The organism is Curtobacterium sp. MCSS17_016 (assembly GCF_003234255.2).
Lineage (GTDB): Bacteria > Actinomycetota > Actinomycetes > Actinomycetales > Microbacteriaceae > Curtobacterium > Curtobacterium flaccumfaciens.
Genome location: NZ_CP126255.1, coordinates 217,707 through 230,744, shown reverse-complemented (window position 1 = coordinate 230,744; position 13,038 = coordinate 217,707). Strand labels below are relative to the sequence as shown.

At 67.4% G+C, this 13,038-nt stretch carries 18 protein-coding genes; all 18 read right to left on the bottom strand.

From position 1 onward, the window contains the following. Positions 1–31: 31 nt before the first annotated feature. Positions 32–616, bottom strand: a complete 585-nt coding sequence (locus tag DEJ19_RS19945) for a nuclease-related domain-containing protein (RefSeq protein ID WP_111232035.1) — start codon at positions 614–616, stop codon at positions 32–34. Further along, positions 616–780, bottom strand: coding sequence for a hypothetical protein (locus tag DEJ19_RS19940; protein ID WP_181441428.1), 165 nt, complete (start codon positions 778–780; stop codon positions 616–618). The genes DEJ19_RS19945 and DEJ19_RS19940 overlap by 1 nt, the downstream gene beginning before the upstream one ends. 41 nt (positions 781–821) lie before the next feature. Next, positions 822–1,418, bottom strand: coding sequence for an AAA family ATPase (locus DEJ19_RS19935; RefSeq protein WP_111232036.1), 597 nt, complete (start codon positions 1,416–1,418; stop codon positions 822–824). Positions 1,419–1,444: 26 nt separating this feature from the next. Beyond that, positions 1,445–2,242: a hypothetical protein gene (locus DEJ19_RS19930; RefSeq protein ID WP_111232037.1), complete on the bottom strand. Its 798-nt coding sequence runs from the start codon at positions 2,240–2,242 to the stop codon at positions 1,445–1,447. A 36-nt stretch (positions 2,243–2,278) separates the two neighbouring features. Continuing rightward, positions 2,279–2,965: a hypothetical protein gene (locus tag DEJ19_RS19925; protein ID WP_111232038.1), complete on the bottom strand. Its 687-nt coding sequence runs from the start codon at positions 2,963–2,965 to the stop codon at positions 2,279–2,281. 18 nt (positions 2,966–2,983) lie between these two features. Then, complete coding sequence (locus DEJ19_RS19920; RefSeq protein WP_111232039.1) at positions 2,984–3,472, bottom strand: hypothetical protein; 489 nt, start codon at positions 3,470–3,472, stop codon at positions 2,984–2,986. 39 nt (positions 3,473–3,511) lie between these two features. Continuing rightward, entirely contained in the window at positions 3,512–4,576 is a 1,065-nt protein-coding gene (locus DEJ19_RS19915; protein WP_111232040.1) for a hypothetical protein, read from the bottom strand. Positions 4,577–4,664: 88 nt separating this feature from the next. Further along, positions 4,665–5,615 (bottom strand): hypothetical protein, encoded by a 951-nt coding sequence (locus DEJ19_RS19910; RefSeq protein ID WP_146250480.1) that lies wholly within the window; start codon positions 5,613–5,615, stop codon positions 4,665–4,667. A 71-nt stretch (positions 5,616–5,686) separates the two neighbouring features. Beyond that, entirely contained in the window at positions 5,687–6,673 is a 987-nt protein-coding gene (locus tag DEJ19_RS19905; protein ID WP_146250482.1) for a hypothetical protein, read from the bottom strand. Positions 6,674–6,704: 31 nt separating this feature from the next. Next, complete coding sequence (locus tag DEJ19_RS19900; RefSeq protein ID WP_111232043.1) at positions 6,705–7,217, bottom strand: hypothetical protein; 513 nt, start codon at positions 7,215–7,217, stop codon at positions 6,705–6,707. Beyond that, positions 7,214–7,615 carry a hypothetical protein gene (locus DEJ19_RS19895; protein WP_111232044.1) on the bottom strand — a complete coding sequence of 134 codons (402 nt, stop codon included), beginning with the start codon at positions 7,613–7,615 and terminating at the stop codon, positions 7,214–7,216. The genes DEJ19_RS19900 and DEJ19_RS19895 overlap by 4 nt, the downstream gene beginning before the upstream one ends. A 59-nt stretch (positions 7,616–7,674) precedes the next feature. Further along, positions 7,675–8,412: a hypothetical protein gene (locus tag DEJ19_RS19890; protein WP_111232045.1), complete on the bottom strand. Its 738-nt coding sequence runs from the start codon at positions 8,410–8,412 to the stop codon at positions 7,675–7,677. Further along, positions 8,409–9,332 (bottom strand): hypothetical protein, encoded by a 924-nt coding sequence (locus tag DEJ19_RS19885; protein ID WP_111232046.1) that lies wholly within the window; start codon positions 9,330–9,332, stop codon positions 8,409–8,411. The genes DEJ19_RS19890 and DEJ19_RS19885 overlap by 4 nt, the downstream gene beginning before the upstream one ends. Positions 9,333–9,360: 28 nt before the next feature. Then, complete coding sequence (locus DEJ19_RS19880; RefSeq protein WP_111232047.1) at positions 9,361–9,549, bottom strand: hypothetical protein; 189 nt, start codon at positions 9,547–9,549, stop codon at positions 9,361–9,363. An 87-nt stretch (positions 9,550–9,636) separates the two neighbouring features. Next, positions 9,637–10,089: a hypothetical protein gene (locus DEJ19_RS19875; protein WP_111232048.1), complete on the bottom strand. Its 453-nt coding sequence runs from the start codon at positions 10,087–10,089 to the stop codon at positions 9,637–9,639. Next, positions 10,086–11,372, bottom strand: a complete 1,287-nt coding sequence (locus DEJ19_RS19870) for an ImmA/IrrE family metallo-endopeptidase (protein WP_181441429.1) — start codon at positions 11,370–11,372, stop codon at positions 10,086–10,088. Before DEJ19_RS19870 ends, DEJ19_RS19875 begins: the two co-directional genes overlap by 4 nt. Before the next feature lie 29 nt (positions 11,373–11,401). Next, the gene (locus DEJ19_RS19865; RefSeq protein WP_146250484.1) at positions 11,402–11,758 is read right to left on the bottom strand and encodes a hypothetical protein; all 357 of its coding nucleotides are present in this window, start codon (positions 11,756–11,758) and stop codon (positions 11,402–11,404) included. 204 nt (positions 11,759–11,962) lie between these two features. Further along, positions 11,963–13,003, bottom strand: a complete 1,041-nt coding sequence (locus DEJ19_RS19860; protein ID WP_111232051.1) for a hypothetical protein — start codon at positions 13,001–13,003, stop codon at positions 11,963–11,965. Positions 13,004–13,038: the final 35 nt, after the last annotated feature.

Genomic DNA, 13,038 nt, shown 5'->3' with positions numbered 1-13,038 from the left:
GTTCGGGTGCCGGGTCGGGATCCGGAGGGTTTCAGGGACGAATGAGGAGCTGCGCGAGCGCGGAGACGATGCCGTCGTCCGCGGGCTTGCCGCCGGTGAAGTGGGCGGCGTTCTGCTCGAAGGTTGAGCCGTTCACGGCGTCAGCGCCGGGGGAGCGGAGGAACGCCAGCGATGACGTCGGCCGGTTCTTCTGCGACGACCACACGACCAGCAGCGGGGTGCGGACGGCCGGCCGGAGCCCCTGCTTCTGTAGGTACGCGGTGACTGCTTCCCGAGCCATCCGCATCGTCTGCTTGTCGGCGGGAGCGAACCGCTCCAGACCGCGGCGTGTGGCGCCGAACAGTGTCCAGTAGAAGCCCGGCTTCCAGACCTTCGAGTCGAGGATGGTCACACGCTTGCCGGAGACGACGATGTGGTCGATGTTCGCGTTCACGCCCGGCAGCGGAATCCGCAGGTCGTGGAGGACCGTGGGCCCGTCCGGGGCGGAGGCGAGGGCGTTGAGGATGCGACCCGTCCGCTGCTCGCCCTTCGCGCCGACCTTCGCGGTGGACTGGTCGGCCAACCACGACTCGGAGTGGTTCAGGCTGCGGGCGGCTTGACCGAGAACCCGGCCCATCAGCCGGCCACCAACGACCAGACGACACCGGCGACGATGAGACCGATGCTGACCCACACGAACCAGGACCCACCGTTGGACTTCAGGAAGCCGTCGACCTGGTCGCGGCTGTTCTGATTCGCTGCTCGGTACCGGTCTCGGAAGGACTCACGTTCGTTCGCCATACCGGTCTCTATGCGGCGAGATTCGCCCGAGCTGGCCCTGGTCAGCGGGCGGCCGGGACCGGCAGGACGAAGGGGGTCTTGTCGTGCTCGGTGTGCAGCGTGCCCCTGCCGATGCTCGTGAACTCGAAGTGCGCCCAGCCTGTGGCGACCTGCTTCACCCGATCGATGAGGAGGATGTCGGACGTCTTCTGTGTCACGACGACGGGGAAGAGCCCCAGCTCGTCGCCGAACACGAACGAATCCGCGACGAAGTCCGCCAACTGATCACGGTCACGGTTCCGGCCGTCGAGGTCGAGCTTCTCCCGCTCGGTCGGGACGTCCGCACGGTCCTCCCGTCGGAGTGCTGCCGCGAGGTTGTCGAAGATGAATACGACCGGGTGGTCGGAGGTCGTCCGTCGGAAGATGGCTCGCAGTGCCTCCACTGCGGTGTGGACGGAGCTGTGGCAGTGCTCCGGCTCGAGGTCCTGGTAGCCCAGTGCACCTCGCACGGTGTCGAGGACGTGGACGGACGCTCCGCTGTCGCGAGCGCCGGTGGCGAACGCACGAGCGAGGGCGGTCTTACCGAACCCGGTCGGCCCAGTGATGAAGACGCCGGTTGGGTCGGATCGGGCGGGGTCTGCTGCGATGTTCTGTGTCATGCCGTGCCTATGCCGGCGTCCGCCGTTCAGCGGATGGGGCGCTGCTTCCCTCGGCCGAGACGGTGTCGGAGCCGGTACGCGTACTCGTCGTCGGTGCCGAGCCAGTAGCGGAACGGGGTCGGCGTCGGGGACTGAGCGGTGACGGTGTGGCCGTAGCCGCGCGGGAGGGGGTACCCGTCGGTGACGCCTCGCAGCGCGAGGAGCTCCTCGGTGGTCGTCCCGCGGCCGAACAGGGATCGGTGCGTCTCGTCGGTGAACAGTCCGGCAGGAGCGCCCAGCGCGCCAGCTCGGCGAGAGGGTCGCTGCGCGATGTTCAGGAGGTGCACGCCGGCGGTGCGGCCCAGGTGGAGGATGTCGGCGAGCACCTGTGCCACCTGCTCGTGCGCGTCGGTGCGCTCGGCGATGGGGCGCTGCTCGGTGAAGGCGAGGTACTCGTCCATGACGACGAGGATTGGCCGTTTCGGGTTGGCGGCCGGCGTGCCGTCGAGAGCTCGGACGCGGCGGTGCATCTCCTGTTCGACCTCGGCGAGCAGGGTCGCAGCGGACGCGACGTTCTCGGCGACGCCGACCGCGTACGGAGTGGCAGAGGCCGTCAGCTCGGCACCGTGGAACGAGTTGACGAGGGCGACGTCAGCGCGCTGCGTCAGAGCGGCGTACGTGACGGCAGCCGTGGCGGCGGTCTTGCCGGTTCCGGCGGCGCCAGCGAATACGGCGTGCGCGTCCGTCGCCGGGTTCCAGGCGACCGGGTCGCCGTCGATGGTGACGCCGTACGCGTAGCCGTCGGTGTGGTCGATGAGGGCCCAGTCGGGGCGGTTCGTGGTCACACCGTCGTCTATGCGGCGGCGTGACGCCGTGGCGCGCTACGGGGCGAGGATGCGCCGGGCGTCCTCGTGGTTCATCGTCCACGCGCGGAACTGCTGCGGCTCGTTCCCGCGGCTGGCGATGAGCCCGCTATTCGGAAGGCCCGGGTCGAGGGTGGGGACCATCTGACCGAACGTGTCGTAGCGGCGCGTGGCGGTCTCACGTCCAAGGAGGACGGTGAGGATGCCCGCAGGCATCGCGAACGTGTCGAGCCCGTCGAGGTCATCGGCAGCGGTGAGGTGCACGTCGCGGGCGAGAAGCACCAGATGGACGCCGAACGTGGGGCCATCGTTGATGATGGTGGTCAGACGGCGGAGATTCGCGGCGGCGTTCCGGCCGCGGAGGACGCTCTCGTCGGCGATGACGACGATGACCGGGTCACCGTCCATGCGGCTGCCGTCGGTGATGCTCTGCACGGTCTGCTCGAGGCGGGTGCTGACGGCGACCCGGTCCTCGGGGACGAGGAGGCTCCGGCCGGTGGCGTTGATGACGGTGCCGCCGGCAGCTGTCGCGGCGACGGCGATGCTGCTGGCGATGTGGGTCTTTCCCGAGTACGGCCGTCCGATGACGAACGCGTGTCGGTCGAGGCTGGGGGAGAACTCGGCGACGCCGTTCCAGAGGTACCCAAACGGCAGGTCGTCGATGGCGTCGATGAGGTCGAAGTCGGGGCGGAGGTCGGTGGTCACGACGGAGGTATGCGCGGACTACCCGAGGAGCCGGTCAACATCTCCGAGGGTGAAACGTGCAGATGGTGTCAGCGGCAGTTCAGCGCGGCCGCCAGTGAGGACGCGGACGCCTGAGTCAGTGGCATCACCGGGCTCGTCGATGTACGCGCCGATCTCGGCGACGGTGCGGTTGATGGGGTTGCCGGTGTCGGCGTCAGCGTCCCAGATGACATCGCCGGCACGGTCACGGATGTCTGCTGCTTGATACCGCCCGTCTGTCCACTGCAGAGCAAGCGTGGCCGCGCGAGGGTCCTGCGAGGTGGCGAGAGCGGCGAGGAGGTTCACGCCGGCGCGACGTGCGTGTGCGGTGGCGCGGGTCGCGCGCTCCTGCGCGTCGGCGAACACCTCACGGGCTTCCTCCGTGGCGTCTTCACGGGAGAGCAGACCGCTGACAGCGGGGTCGTGGCGCGCGAACGTGTACTGGCCGGACGCGTGGCGCGGCTGTGTCTTCTGTGCGGGGGTGCTCATCGGATGTGACATATGCGGCGGAGGGTCCGCTGCCACCCGTCAGTCGTTGTCAGCGCCGTGCGCGAAGTAGTTCCACAGCGCATGCAGGCTCTCCCGCTGCCCGGGTTTGAAGCCGGCGGCGGCGGACGTGTTGATGGCGTGCTCGAGCTCCGCTGCAATGGTCCGCTTGTCACCGACGCGGTTCAACGCGAAGCGGTACAGCTCCGGGTACTGCTGCCGTGGCACCGTCTGGCACAGCCAGAACGCCGTCTTGTCAGACACGCGCCGGCGGCCGTCACGTTCCACAGCTTGCTGAACCGCCTCGGTCTTCGAGCGGGTCTGGTAATCGTGCTGCTCTTCCGCGGGTGCGTCGGCGTCGAGTTCGTAGCCGACTGCCCTGTTGGTTCGGATGACGGTGTTCTGCGTGTGCTCGCGGAACAGTTCCCGGATGCGTCCGGAGTCCACGTCGGACTGCATCTGCCGCACCATCGTGTTGTGTGCCGTGAACGCGTACGCCTGCATCGGGGTGATGGTCCGGTCGGTGGTGACCGGCACGCTGGCGCGGACGGTGACATCCAGGGAGTCGAACCCTGCTTCGGTCTCCGCGTCCGCTCGGTACGTGGTCGCGAAGAAGTCGGGGACAATCTCTCGGTTTTCGTGCAACCAGGACTGGATGGCGTCGGTCGCGCCTGGGTTCAACGCGGTGAGGAGGTTGACCTGCTTCGTCGCGGTCATCGCGAACTGGTAGCCGTCGTAGTACGAGCCGAGGTCGCGGATGGTGATGGAGTCCACTGCGGCGTCGCGGATGCCGAGGGCATCCGGGACGATGGTCGCCGGTTGGAACTGGTCCATGGCGTAGTCGAAGTCGAAACCGATGGGGTCGTCAGGACCGTCGCGGAGGGTCGGGGTGTCCGGCTCGAAGCCCGGCGCCCACGGACTCGCCGGGTGCTGCTCCTGCCCGGTCGGAGCGGACCATGCGGGCATGTCGGGGATCATCGGCGGGACGTCCGGTGGTGTCGGGGTGAGGGCGACCGCGGGCTCGCCGTGCTGGCGGGACGCGAACTTGGTGGAGGGCGGCAGGCCGGCGACGTCCCGCTCGCGGGTGTACGTCCGGGTCGTGGTCATCGGTGCTGCCTCCGCCTGTCATGTATGCGGCAGCACATGGGCTTGAACGGCTTGGAACGAGACGTGCGTTCGCGTCAGCAGCGGCCGATCAGTCCGCGCCGCGGAGGAAGTACGCGGAGAGCTCCTCGAGGCGGGTGAGACCCTTGATGTCGCGGGTGAACGCGGCTGCGCGGGTCACTTCGGCCATCAGTGCCTGCTTGTCGCCCATGCCGATCGCGGCGAAACGGGTCAGGTCCGGGTAGAGCCGTTCGTCGAGGGTGCGGCAGAGGGCGACGGCCGCCGAGTCGGAGATGTTGCGGCTGCCAGCACGTTCCCGAATCTCGGCATCGACGTACCGCTGCACTGCCTTGACCACCTGGTCACGGTCGCTGAGCCCCTGCACGAATGACAGCGACAGAGCGCGTTCGTCGCTGATGACGACCGTGGAGGCGACGTGCTCACGGATGAGCTTGCCGAGACCGCCGGTGACAAATGCGTCGTCGTGCAGGTGCGCGATGGAAGTGTGCCGGATGACGATCATGTGCGCCTCGGCGGGAGTCAGCTTCGACCGGGAGACGGGCGCTCCGGTGAACGCATCGACGTCTCGCCATCCTCGGGCGCGCCGGTCCGTTGGGTTGATCGGCTCGTCGACGTTGAGGTTCGCACCGTACCGCTCCTTGAAGAACGTTCGGATCTGCCGTTCGTTGCTGCGAAGCCAGTGCTCCCAGTCGTCTTCGGTTGCGTCGCCGCGGAACAGCAGCAGGTTCAGGTTCAACGACGCGGAGACGTAGTACGTGCCGTCCTCGTGTGCGGTGATGGCGATGGAGCGCACTGGCCCCGCTTCGGGGAGCCCGAGCTGCTGCGCCGTGTACTTCACCTCGCCGGTCTTGTACCCGGTGTCCCACTGCTGCCACCGGAACCGCGCTGGCAGAGTCGGGTCCACCGGACCGTCGAGCTCCTCATCAGTGGGTTCGGCCTCCACTGGATGCGGGTCGAGCGTCTGAGCGAACTCGGCGGCAAACCCCGCAAGCGCGGGCGGCAACTCGGACGTGATGCTCACGTGGTGACTCCTGAACGGTCGAAGCGGTCACCGAACACGTATGCGGCGGAACTGTTCCGGGCTGGTACCGGTCAGAGTGTCGGGGCCTGCTTCGGGATGAAGTGATTGATGTCGTCCTGGTCACGCTCGTAGCCGAGGATGTCGGCGATCGTCTCCTGCAGCACCTCGTTGTCGACGTCCTGCTTGAACCGTTCGAAGCCGTTGGCGACCTGCTCGTTCGCCCACTCGAGCGTTGCCGGCCGGCCGCCCTTCTTCGTCGGCACCTCCGCACGGATCATCAGCGGGGTGCCCCACTCGTCGGAGTCGTCGAAGATGAGCCCGTACGTCTTCTTGATGTGGTCCTGGACCTTCTCGACGTTCTCCTTCGTGAGCACCGCGTCAGCGAGGCCGCGGAACCGTGCCGTCTGCTCCTCGTTCTCCTCATCGGGCTCGTCCTCACCGACGACGATCTCAGCGAGGAACCCGGAGTGCAGGTGCGTGTCGTAGAACACCTTCTTGTCCGAGACGAACATGTTCTCGACGCCCTCGGGCGGGCTGAACAGCTTGTCGCCGTACGCGAACCGCTGGTCAACGGCGTCGGACGCGAGCGTGATCGTCTCCTCCGGGAACCAGTCAGCGGCGATGAGCGGCTGCCGGGCGGTGACCGCCGCGATCTCTGCATCGACGGCTGCATGCTGCTCCGCAGGCAGGCGCTTCTTCAGCGCCCGCAGGTGCTCCATCTGCACCTCACGGAGCGCCGCGGCGAGGCTCGCCTGCGGGCTCGAGAGACGGCCCTCGTAGACGAACACTTCGACCGAGTCTTCACCGCTCGTGGCGAAGTAGCTGGTGCCCTCGGCGTAGACGGCGAAGTCCATCTCCACTTCGGCACTGTCGACGTCGAACGTGGACGATGTATCGATGCCGGCAGGCACGAACTCAGCGGTGAACTGCTTCTGGAACGCCTTGTCAGTCAGGCCGTCGAGGGTGAGCTCGTCGCCGGTGCGGATGTGGCCGTCGAAGAGGCCCTTGTTGCCGGCCTTGCCGGTGCTGCCGCGGCGGAGAACTGTCGAAGTCGTCATGCCGCTCATGTGTGCGGCGCGACGGCCGCAGCTACCTGCGGCGGAACCGGTCGAAGAAGGCTCTGAGGCCGGCGGCCTTGCGACCTTGTGGCGTCTTCGGCGCGGCCGCCGCCGTCGCTGGCACGACGGCTGGGTGTGGGACGTGTCCGTCGGGAACGACGTACCCACCGCAGTCGACGACTGCGCCGCCGCGGTTCACGGTGATGGTCTGCACGTGCATGACGCCGTCGTCGAAGTCGTACGCGCTGCCGCCGCCGTCTTCTGTGGGTCCGCGCTGGCCGGCTGACCAGGTGATCCGCCCGACGGTCCCGCGTGGGGACGACGCCCACCAGTTCTTCCCGTCCCATTCGATACGGAGCTCGTCGCCGATGCGAACGTGAAGCATCAGCGGGGTGGCGGTGTGCTTGTGGAGGCTTGACGCTTTCGGGGTGCCGCGCGCTTCGAGGACACGGGCGTAGTCGCCGAAGATGCCGAACATCCGGTCGCCGTTCTTGTGATCCGAGCCGACCTGGGGGTAGCCGTCCGCGGCAGCCGGGGTGCTCATCCGCAGACGTCGCAGACGTTCGTGAGCGGCATCAGCTCACCGCACGTCGGACACGGCTGCTGTTCGGCCCGTCGTGGACCGTTGCTGCCACCGTCGCGTCGGCTGTTCTCCGGCATCCAGAGCCCCCAGAGAGGTGCGCGTTCGCGACTCGGCCAGACCTCGAGCCTGGATCCGCCGGCAGCGACCGCTTCGTCTCGGTCGGTGAACCCGTTGACCCATCCGGAGGCGATGCGCAGCGGCGGTTGACCGTCGGTTCGGTCCGCGCGGACGTACAAGTCCGTCGGGTGGAACGCTGACACGGCGATGTGGTCGAGGATGCTCGACACCGTCGGCCGGTTGGCCAGCGGAACTCGGCGGAGGACGTCCTGCCGCGTCATCACGTCGTCGTTGTCGGTCACGTTCAGCCCCTCTGCTGACGCCGGTCGGGCGCCGGTGTCAGCAGCATCCTGGCATGGCGTCAGCCCTCGAAGAACACCACGTCGGACGTGAACCCGTAGCGGGTCTCGGACGCGTGTGCGCCGGTCTCCCAGTAGTTGTACTTGTCGATGTGGCGCAGCAGGTTCTCCCGCAGCGCCTGCCCGTCAGGGGTGTAGTCGAGTCCATCTGACGCCCACCCCTTGGGCAGCCCGCCGATGCGGACGGTGACCGACTTCTGCCGGCCGCCGTGCCCTTCGACGTTCACGGTTGCCCCTTCGGGGAGGTAGCCGACGTCAGCGAGCGCCTTCATGTCCTTCCGGATGTGCCGCGCGGTTCGGGCGACGTCGTCGCCGTGGACGTGGTGGGTGCCGACGTACCGGTGCGTCTCGTCTGCCGTGCCGACTCCCGATGCGTCGTCATGGGGCGGGTCGGGGACGACGGGGACATGCCGGCCGTGGTTGAACCAGTATTCGTCGCCGTCCGCGGTGACGACGGCGGGCCCGCCGTGGCGGTGCAGGTCGCCGTCCTTGAGGAACGACGTCTCCCCGTCCTCGGTGACGTGCACCTCGTAGTGGCCGCTCCCGGATGACCACACCTGCACTGCTCCGTCGTCACCGTCTCGGACGCCCTGGAAGTGCAGTCCGATGCGCTGGTCGGCGGGAACACCGAGGCTGTCCTCCGGGTCGCAGGGGACCGCCTGGTCCAGGAGGCCGGCGCCGGCTTCCGTGTTCGCCTTGTACGTGAACGTGCCGTTGCCGAGCCGTGGCTGCCAGGTCATGAGAGCGCCTCCCCGTTCTTCGCCGCTTCGACGAGCGCGGCGTTCGACAGGGACGCGGCTGCGGCGACGCCCGGGTCCTCGTCGCGGACGTACTTACCGCTGTCCCAGTCGGTGCGGTAGCCGAGATGGTCGGCGAGGTGCGACTGCATCGCGGTGCCGTAGTCGTAGTCGTCTCTAGCTCGAAGCAAGCTCGTCTCTTGCTCGACCCGGTCACCCATCTGCTCGACGGAGGTACCGGCGGCGCCCTCCTCGCCGTACTCGACGTAGAACTCCACCGCGACATCCCCGCGGTCGCCATCCCACCGAGCGTCCGCGCCGTACCGCTGCTTGAAGTAGTCGAACAGGTGGGCGGAGGTGATGTTCGCTTCGGTGAGCGCTTCGTCGACGCGCTCGCTGTAGTCCATGTCGTCCTCGCCGTCGCGGCGGTCACCGACGACGATGGAGCCGACGAGCTCCGGGCCGACGGTGTACCCGTACGCGATGCCGTCCTCACCGACCTCGGCGTACTCCGCGCGACAGTTGATGCCGTCGGACTCCCCGAGACGGTTGCCGATCTCCGACGCCGCAGACGTCAGCGGCCCCCAGCTCTCGTCGTAGCCATGCGGTTCGGTGAGGGACGAGGTTCGTCGGTCACTGAGTTCGTCGTCGAACACGTCAGCCTCGTGGCCGTCAGCGAATCGGACGCGGAGCATCGGCCCGACCTCCGCGTCAACGCCGTCGGCCTCACCGAGCGGGCGGACGATGGTGACGCGCTGACCGGACCGGACTGCCAGGTCCTGCTCACCGGTGTTCGACGGCTGCGGGTGCTTGTACGTCGCGGTCTGCTTCGCCGCTGGCAGCGTCACCTCATCGGCGCTCTGCTGCTTCTCGGTGAACTTCCCGGCAGTGCCGCGCGGGTGGTCATGCTCGTTGAACGTCATGCCCTACTTGTGCGCGGCGGCACTGCGGTCAGTCGTCGTCGTTCCAGCCGATGGCGTTGTCTTGGAACTCACGGGTCGCGTCGTCAACCTGCCGTTGGTAGTACGGGTCGAGCTTGGCGTAGTTGGCTTCGAACTGCGCCTCGTCGTAGCCGCTGTCCATCGACATGGTCATCTCGCCGACGAGGGTCTCCTGCTCGTCGTCGCTCAGGTCCGCCATGAACGGGTCCTTCCCAGTCGTCGACGCTGAGCCTATGAGGGGTTGATGCGATTGGCTAGGTGCCGACGTGGCGACGGTATCGGGGCGTTAGCTGCGTTCGGCTGCTGCAACGCCGCGGAGGCCGTCGAGGAGCTGGTCTGCTGTAGGAACGGATGCCCAGTCGCTCGTTGTGGCGTACTCGGCACGCTTGAACGGCTCTGCCCCTTCATCGACCAGCGTCGAGACTCGGCCAGTTCGGACGGCGTAGTCGGTGTGGTCGAGGACGGCGTTCCACACGGTCGTGTTTGGGCGGATGAGGTGCTTGCTGACGATGTCCCAGTCGTCGGCTGTGCCGCCGTGCATCGCGTAGTCGATGATGCGGTCCCGGTTGTCCTGAGGGATGGGTCCGACGAGGGTCTTCCCGTCGTCGAGAAGCCGGTTCACTTCGGCGACGCGGGATGCGGTAGCGAGGTCGGTGACGTTGCCGTCTGTGCGGACGAATCGGTCGAACTTGCCGCGGTTTCCGGGAGTGCCGGTGTCTCCTCGACGCGTGGTACTCATGCTGCAGTTGCTACCTTCCTGCGCGGCGCGCCGCGCTTCTTCGATGCTACGGGCTTCCGCTCCGCGCGCTTGGCGTCCTTCTCGGCCTTGATGCGTGCCTGGATGGCTTCCACCTCGGCGGCTTCGGCCTTCTTCGCGTCGCCGGTCGGTGCGAGCATGTTCCGCCAGTTGTGGTCGGTGGTCAGTTGCTCGAACGCCTTCGCGATGCGGTCGCCGGTTTTGCGGACGGCGGCGGGGGTGCGGTCTGCGTGCTTGGCCCAGCCGAAGTTGTACGCGGCGTTCGCGCGGCCGACGTTCGGGGAGAGCCCGTTGGCGCGCAGCATGAGGTAGCTGATGCTGTCCGCTTCGACTTCCATGTCACCGCGGTGGCCGCCGTCGCCGGTGTGGTAGTCGTCGCGTTCGGTGTGGCCGGCGTACACGTGGCCGAGTTCGTGGGCGAGGACGCGGGCGCGGCTGCCGGGGTTGAGGCCCTTCTTGACGACGATGCGCTTCGACCCGTCGGTCGTGGTGTAGCCGAGGGCGCTGCCAGCGATTTCCTCCTCCTCGAGCGTGTAGCCGGCGCCGGCGACAGCCTGTTCGAGGTCTTCCATGAACCCGGCCGGTGGCTCCTCGGAGAGGGTCTGCCGGTCATCGGGGAGGGTGACGTTGGTGACCTGGCTGATGTCGAAGACGGGGCGGCCGGCGAAGCCGAGGAACACTTCACGCTTCTTCGGCTTGCCGTTGTCGTCGAGGACGGGGTTCCCGGCGGCGTCGAGGATGGTCTCGCGGAACACCTTCGGGCCGAGGACGGTAAGCGCGCTCTCTCCCTTCTTCACCACCTGCAGGAACTCACCCGGTGCGATGTCCGGGTTCTGCTTCCGGGCGAGCGCTTCCCAGTGGGAGAACGGTGCGACGCGCATCGGCTGCTCATCGACGTCTTCGCCGTTGAGGCGAGCGCGATGGCGGCGGGCGTCGAGCTGCAGGGTCAGCAGCATCTGGTTGCTGAGGCTGTAGCGCCGAAACGATGACATGGTGTCGAGGTAGTCCTGCCAGCCTTCGTCGGTGGTGAGTGCGTCGATGTGCTCGTCGAGCTCAGCCATGTACGCCTTCGCCTGCTCGTCGCGGGATTCGTACTCCCGGTCGAAGACGCCCGCCTGCGGCTGCTCACTGACCGCGGTGAGGGTGACGGTGTCATCGTCGTGTGTCTGCTCGGCGAAGGTGCCGCCGGAGAGCGTCCGCCCGGCGGCGTTGGTGCGCTTGCCGACACCGCGGTCCTTCGCCCGTACTGGTGTGGTGGTCGTCATACCTCGCATGTGCGCGGCATCGATGGTGCCTACAGGTAGTAGTTCAGCGGCAGTTCCTCGTCAGCTGGCCACCCGAAGTCATTGACGATCCACTTCACGGACGGGTGGTCCGGGGTGTTTTCCATGCTGGTGCCGTCACCGACGATTGCCCGTTGCACTGCTCCGTCTTCGACCCGCATGAACAGGTGCACGCCCTCGGTGTCGAGGACCCACCGCTCGTAGTCGATGTTGACCCATCCGTCACTGGCGGAGAGCTCCGGCAGCTGCCCGAGCCGCGCGTTGATGGCGTAGATGCGCTCGATGGCGACGGGGGAAAGGTCCTCCGGGCCGCCGTCGAGGAAGTCGCCCAGCGGTGGGTCGAGCGTGAACTGCGCGGCCGGGCGCAAGTGCGATGCGAACTGCGTTCGGTTCGGTCCTGACCCGCCCACCCGGATTTCGTTTCCCATGACCAACACATATGCGGCGATAGTTAGTTTGCCTAACCAAAGGCTCAGGCGATACCCGGAAAAACTGTCCCCCGAACCGGGGTGTGGTAAGCCGTTTTCTGCTACGACTCCGCGCTTCTTGTACCCCTCAGTAGAGCCGCGGCTTCACGTCGCTGAGCAGGCGCTCACCTTGACGCCGAAGCCCGCAGCAGTGTCGTACGTCTCGTACGTGTACGGCTCGTCCTCGTCGATCGTGATGCTACCGCCGGCCCCGGTCTCCTGCGTGAAGAGAGCCGTCGGAGCGGAGCAGGACTTCACGTACTGACCGTTCGCGACGACGTGCGGGGTGTGGTCGACAGGCTTCGGATTCGGCTGCGGAGCCTTCTCCGGAGCAGGCGCCTGGCTCGGCGCGGGCGTTGGCGTCGCACTCGGCGCGGGCGCGGGCGCAGGCGCAGCGGGGGTGCTCTCAGTCGGCTGCGGCTCCTGCTGCTTTGGCTCGTCCTCTTCGACAGGCACTGGGTGTGCTTTGTTCTCGGCGATGACCTGCTTGCCGGCAGCGACGTACGCCTTCAGCGCGTCGATGATGGCTGCCGCATCGCCGTCGGTGCTGACGTCCGACGACGCCGCGAACGCGGTCTGCGCCGCGGTTGTCGCCCCCTGGTTGGCGACGAGCACCGATTGAGCGTGGTCGCCAAGACCGGACGCTGCGTCCTTCAGGTCTTCGTGCACACCTTCAATGGTGTTGAGGACGGTGTCCGTGGCCCGCGTGGTGAAGTCGGTGTTCTCCATCACCCCGTGCCGGGCGCGCTCGAGCGCTTTCGTCGCGACCACGTAGGTGACATCGCCCTTCGGGAGGTCGGTTGCTGCAGACGGCGCTTGCTGCGACATCGCTTGCGAGAGGTCCTTCACGTCGGCGGTGATCTTCGACAGCGTTGCTGCGGGGATGAGTGCCTTGGGCGTGTCCGGAAGCTCGACCATCGCGTCATGCAAGCCAGTGACCCGCTCGAGCGCGACGTCGAAGGCGTCGTGAGCCTTCTGGTTGGTCTTCTGCGCGGAAGCGAGGCGCTTCGTAGCGGTGGCGTAGTCCGCCTCCTGCTGCTGCTTCGGACGGACGACGACGGTGACGATGAGGACCGCGACGGTGGCGAGGATGACCGTGATGGCGGTCAGGATGACGGGAAGCTTGTGCCGGGAGATCCAGGACAACGGAGAGTTCCTTCGTGGGTGGGGCGGGGACAGCC